The following is a 5,395-nucleotide window of genomic DNA, read 5'->3' as shown; positions in this document are numbered from 1 at the left end:
GTGGGGCTGTCGTCGCGGCCGCCGCCGTGGTGGTGGGGCTGGGTGCGTGGGCGCTTCGCGACAGCCAGGACGAACAACCCTCAGCCGCCGTGGTGGCGCAGACTACGACCACAGCTCCGCCGAGCTCGCAGACCCCGCGCCCGTGGTGTGACCCGGCATCGGCTCCCGACGGTGTGATCATCGGCAACGGCCCGGGCGGAACCGATTCCGGTCCGGCCGCGATCCTCGCCTTCGATTACGCCTACTACGTGCAGCGCTCCGGGGCAGCGGCACGCGCGGCGGTCACCGCCGATGCTGTCGGCGTCGCCGCCGCGGACTCCCTCCAGAGTGCGATCGATACGGCAATCCCCGCTGGCGCCGAGCATTGCGTGACGATCCGCGCGACGACGCCGGCACGGTTCCTCGTCACGCTGCGCGAACGCCGCATCAGCGGTGAGGAAACCGACTACGAGCAGCAGGTCATGACCACACGGGTGGTCGATGGCCGTCACCTGATCGCGTCGATCGGAAAGGCAACACCGTGAATTCCCAACCCGAATGGATGCAATGGCTCAACCAGGCCCCGGCATCGGACTCCGAGGCAGAGACACCGACAGCCGCGGTCGTCCCGCTGCGCGGCGCGGCCCCCGCTGCGCCCGGGGGTGACCGGGTCACTGAGCCCACACCCAACCCGCAACAGCCGCACCGGGGGCCAGCACGTGCACCCCAGCCCGCACCGGTATGGCCGCAGCGGGCAGTGCGGCCGGCACCGGTGGTGCTGGTCACCGGCGCGGGCGGGGGAGCGGGCGCAACGACGACAGCGGTCGGTATCGCCGGAGCGTGGGCTATCGAGGAAACCGCCTCAGCAGCGGTGGTCGATCTGACTGTCGCGGGCGGTGACCTGGGAGCACGCACCGGTACCGACGACAAGGCTCCCGCGATCGAGACGATCGCGGACGCGGATGACCCCGCCGCGATCGTGGCATCACTGCCCGTGTCCTCGGCCGGGGCACGCATCATCGACCGCGGTGAGCTGCGGTTCGACGATCTCCCGGTACAGCAGGTGGCAGAGATTCTCCGGCCCCGCGTCGACACCGTGGTCTACGACCTGGGGCCGGACGCGCTGCGGCTACGCGAGTGCACCACGCTGCGGGAAGACACCGAGGCGGTGTTCGTGCTGGTCGTGCAGGCGCGGGCGGATTCGTTCAACCGGTTGCGCGGTTACCTGGACTTGCTCGGGCAGGCAGCCGGGAACGACGTGTTCGACCGCACCGTGGTGGTGATCTCCCATCAGAACTCCGCCGAACCCGATGTCGATCCGGCCGAGCTGATCGCCCATGTGTCCTCGGTGGTGCGTGCCGTCGAGGAGGTTCCCTACGACCCCCATCTGGCCACCGGTGTGGCGATCGCGAGCTGGGAACTGCGCGCGGCCACGGTCGACGCCTACGCCCGTATCCAACGGGCGACGGCGGCAGTGCAGGGTCGTGATCGGTGATGGCGGCACTGAACTTCTCCCGCCGCGTCCAGCCGCAGAACACGGCCTCACACATGCCTGTCCGTGCCCCGAGCCATGTCGCCGAGATCTGGGATCGGCCGGTACCTCGCGGCCACAGCGGTGCTGCCCCGTTGGTCTGGCTCCTCGGAGCACACGGCGGAGCAGGGATCAGCACCCTCGGTCACGTCCTGGACTTCGCCGGTGAGTGCGGCCAGAAGTGGCCGGGACCGTTCGACGGCGAGTCCCCCTTCGTCGCGATCGTCGCCCGCGAACGTGTCGGCTCACTCGACCAGGCCGGGGATCTGCTGCGCCAGCACATCGCAGGCACAGCCGGCAGCAGCACCGTCATCGGACTGATCACCATTGCCGACCGGCCCGGCACCAAGATCCCGAAGGAGATCGACCACACCCGCCAGATCGTCAGCGGCCTGGCGCCCGCCACCTGGCGAATCGGGTGGATCGAACACTTCACGCGCGTGCGCAACCCGCGAGAGCTTCCGGTGTGGTCGCACGGCGACCCGCCACCGGAGAACAGGAAACGCGCAGCAGAGGACCCCACGGTCGTGCCCAGCGAGATCGCCGAAATCGCTGGGGCGCTGCGTCAATCGATCATCCAACGCCTGAACCCCGGCATCTGACCGGGTTTCACACAACAAGGAGGACAACTCGAAATGATGCTGCTACATGCCACGCTCGACACGATCAGCGTGCTGGCCCAGGGAATTGAACTGCCCCCCGAACCGCCCCCGAAGTCGGAGAAGCTACTCACCCTCGGCCGCTGGGCCTCCTGGGTGGTCATGTTCTCCGGCGTTCTCGCCCTGGTCTACGGCGGCGGGAAGTTCGGCTGGGAGAAATTCAACGGTGGCAGCCTCGAGTCGCCGAAGATCATCGCCGGCGCACTGGTCGGCGGCGTGGTGGCCGCCAGTGCAGGCGGGATCATGGCCGCGGTCGTGTCATGACCGTGATCGCGATGTGGATCCCCTCGGCCGCCGTCACCGACCCGCTGCTGCAGCTCGGGCGGTACCTGAGCTGGATCATCTTCGCGATTTTGACCATCCGACTCGTCTGGTACGGCGGCCTTTTCGCCTGGAACAAGCAACAGAACCCGTACGAATCCGAACCCGCCGCGCGGATCGGGATGACTCTCATCTCCGCGGTCCTCTATTCGGCGGCCAGCGGTATCTCCGCCGCACTCCTGACGTTCTGAGAAGAAAGGACCATTCCATGGTCACCACCCGCCGCGCGGCAGCAGCACTCGCCGCTGCCGCAGCGGCGGCGTCCCTGATCGCCGGGTGCGGCTCCGATGAGGAGAGCTCCGCAACCGACTCGGTCACCACGACGACGCCGCCCGACCCGACCACCCCACCCGCAGACCTCGAATGGGACCAATTCCAGTCGATCTGGCTTCCGTTCGCCGCCGAAGGCCCCGCCAGTAACACCGGCAACGGAGCAGTGTCCGGGTTCACGCACTCCCCACAGGGTGCTGCCCTCGCCGCGATTCACCAGACGGTGCGCATGTCGGTCGCTCGGGATGACCAGTGGGCGATCGTCGTCCACAACGGCATCGCTCCCGGCCCCGAACGTGACGCGTTCGCTGTCAATCGCTCGCAGATCAGCGTCACCGCGGCCGCCGACCCGGCCGAGGCCCCCTTGCTCAGCGGCTATGTCGTCGACAACTACACCGACGAGCGCGCAGACATCTCGATCCGCACCGCGTTCTGCGACAAGTCGGTCTCGGTCACCGCCACCACCGTCGTCTGGACCGGGCAGGACTGGAAGCTCCAACTCCCCGCAGCCGATGACCCGACACCCCGGGTCTACGTCTACGACCCGCAGACCGTCGACTACCACACCTCCCGCGAGGTCACCCTCGACGCGCCGGACACGGCGTGCACCGGGCAGGAGGGCACTCCATGAACACCGGCAACAACGACACCCAAGAGACAAGCCCGGAAACCGGTGACAAGCAGCCAACTCCGGCGGCCGCTTCCTCCAAGATGCGCGGCCTCGGGATCGGGTTCTGGGTCTCGGCGACGTTCATGGTCATCGTGCTCGTCGGCGGACTGACCGCCTATGTCGTAGGTCGCGAGGACACCACCGCGGCGAGCGGGGGCGGTGCCCCGGCGACGGCGCCACCACAAACCGATCGCGACGACTGGGGCCTGCCCTACACCGACGAGCTCGGCCGCCGAGTCGAGGTTCCCCCGAGCCCGGACGGCGCCGCCCTCGAGCAGGACACCGCGGCCCGCAAACCCGCCGACGACACCACCAGCGCTCCGGGCGGACTGCAATGGCAGCAGATCCGCAACTACCCCTTGCCCTTCTCCACCACCGACGGTCCCACCGGTATCGACGGTCGCATGGCCACCGGATTCGCCCAAACCCCGCGAGGTGCAGCGCTCGCCGGTATCCAGCTCTACACCCGCGGCGGCGCTACCAACGCCGGTGCAGCCGAGTTCTACACCAACCGAGTCGTCCCGGACAGTGACCCGCTCGAGCAGCTGCGCCGAGAGTTCTTGCGCCGGGCCAACGATGCGGTTGCCGCCGGTGAAGGCGACAAGCTGGCCTTGTTGCCGTACTTCCGTGTCGTCGCCTATCGGATCGTCCAGTGGAGTCCGGAACGCCCGGACTACGCCAAGATTGAGTACGCGATGCTCAAAGAGAGCGGCACCGGCTGGATCTCTACGCCGATGGAGCTGCTCTGGCGCGGCGGGGACTGGCAGATCAAGCTCACCGCCGATCTCTACGGCGGGCAGAAGGACCTCAGCAACATCGGGGGGTGGACCCAGTGGCCCGCCGCGTGATCCATGTGCTGACCGCACTGGCGCTCACCCTCGCCGTACTCCTCGGTGTCGCGAATACCGCTGCGGCACAGGAACCGGAACCGAAGCCTGGTGAGGATCGCTCCCTGGTGTGCCAGGGAGCGGAAGCACTCGGTGAGGGACTGGGGACGGTAATACCTGGCTTCGGTGCCATCAACGTGCCTGGACTACCCAGTAGCGGCGACGTCGTCGGGAACTGGGCCGGGAACATGTGCGACCACAACGGCAACCCAGTCGCGGCAGTCAAGGACTTCGCCAGCGAACAACTCCAGGAGCAGTGGGATTCGCAGTTCGGCAAGATCGTCACGTCGATGCTGGACGGGATGTCGCAGGCGATGGTCATGGCGATCATCTGGTGGATCAAAATCCCCAATGCCGACCTCGAATTGTTCGCTCCGCTGGCCCAGATCAACGAGTACACGGTCTGGATCCAGTCCTTCCTCTTGATCATCTCGATCGGATTCATGGCACTGCGGTTGGCCGCGGCACGACGGCAACTGATGGTCGATCAAGCCGAGGAGACGTTCCGCACCATGGTGCGGGTAGTCGTGACGGCCGCGATGATGTCGGTAGTGGTCGCCCTGGCGACAGCCGCGGGTGATGCCTTCGCGACCGAAGTCGTCAACGCGACATCGAATAACGATCCCGCCGGGACCGTGCAGGCGATGATGGTCCTGGGCGCCTACTCCGGGCTGGCACCGGGCCTGATGCTGCTGATCGGCCTGGTCGGCGCTATCGGTGCCCTCGCACAGGCGTTCTTCATGCCGATCCGGCAGGGATTCCTCATCGTCGCTGTCGCCGCGTTGCCCGTCGCGGCCGCGGCCGGAGGAACGAAGACCGGAACACAGTCCTACGAGAAGCTCCTCGCCTGGGTCATCGGGTTTTGCCTGTTCAAGCCCGTCGCATCACTGGTGTACGCGATGGCATTTCTGACAACCCAGTCCTCTGCGCTCGACGTCCCCGAAGGACAAACCCCGACCCTCGAACAGTTTCAGTACTCGCTCATCGGGATCTCCCTGCTCGCCGCTACGGCACTGGTCCTGCCCGCTCTGATGCGGCTGATCACTCCTGCTGTATCCGCGGTCGGGAGCGGTGGTGG

At 67.2% G+C, this 5,395-nt stretch carries 8 protein-coding genes; all 8 read left to right on the top strand.

Annotation, left to right across the window (positions count from 1 at the left end; genetic code table 11):
- Positions 1-524: hypothetical protein (locus MLGJGCBP_RS12730; protein WP_160096004.1), on the top strand; the 524-nt coding region annotated here is incomplete at its 5' end.
- Positions 521-1,474 carry a hypothetical protein gene (locus MLGJGCBP_RS12725; RefSeq protein WP_160096002.1) on the top strand — a complete coding sequence of 318 codons (954 nt, stop codon included), beginning with the start codon at positions 521-523 and terminating at the stop codon, positions 1,472-1,474. The genes MLGJGCBP_RS12730 and MLGJGCBP_RS12725, both read left to right, overlap by 4 nt.
- Entirely contained in the window at positions 1,474-2,112 is a 639-nt protein-coding gene (locus MLGJGCBP_RS12720; protein WP_201453047.1) for a DUF6668 family protein, read from the top strand. Before MLGJGCBP_RS12725 ends, MLGJGCBP_RS12720 begins: the two co-directional genes overlap by 1 nt.
- A gap of 36 nt (positions 2,113-2,148) precedes the next feature.
- Positions 2,149-2,433: a hypothetical protein gene (locus MLGJGCBP_RS12715; protein ID WP_160096008.1), complete on the top strand. Its 285-nt coding sequence runs from the start codon at positions 2,149-2,151 to the stop codon at positions 2,431-2,433.
- Positions 2,430-2,681 carry a hypothetical protein gene (locus MLGJGCBP_RS12710; protein WP_160095998.1) on the top strand — a complete coding sequence of 84 codons (252 nt, stop codon included), beginning with the start codon at positions 2,430-2,432 and terminating at the stop codon, positions 2,679-2,681. The genes MLGJGCBP_RS12715 and MLGJGCBP_RS12710 overlap by 4 nt, the downstream gene beginning before the upstream one ends.
- A 17-nt stretch (positions 2,682-2,698) precedes the next feature.
- On the top strand, positions 2,699-3,391 hold the full coding sequence (locus MLGJGCBP_RS12705) for a hypothetical protein (protein WP_160095996.1): 693 nt from the start codon (positions 2,699-2,701) through the stop codon (positions 3,389-3,391).
- On the top strand, positions 3,388-4,278 hold the full coding sequence (locus MLGJGCBP_RS12700; protein WP_201453046.1) for a hypothetical protein: 891 nt from the start codon (positions 3,388-3,390) through the stop codon (positions 4,276-4,278). The genes MLGJGCBP_RS12705 and MLGJGCBP_RS12700 overlap by 4 nt, the downstream gene beginning before the upstream one ends.
- The coding region (locus MLGJGCBP_RS12695) for a hypothetical protein (protein WP_160095994.1) at positions 4,263-5,395 on the top strand (1,133 nt) is incomplete at its 3' end. The genes MLGJGCBP_RS12700 and MLGJGCBP_RS12695, both read left to right, overlap by 16 nt.

It is taken from the genome of Rhodococcus sp. T7 (assembly GCF_009872365.1).
GTDB lineage: Bacteria > Actinomycetota > Actinomycetes > Mycobacteriales > Mycobacteriaceae > Rhodococcus_F.
This window is presented reverse-complemented; position numbering and strand designations above follow the sequence as displayed.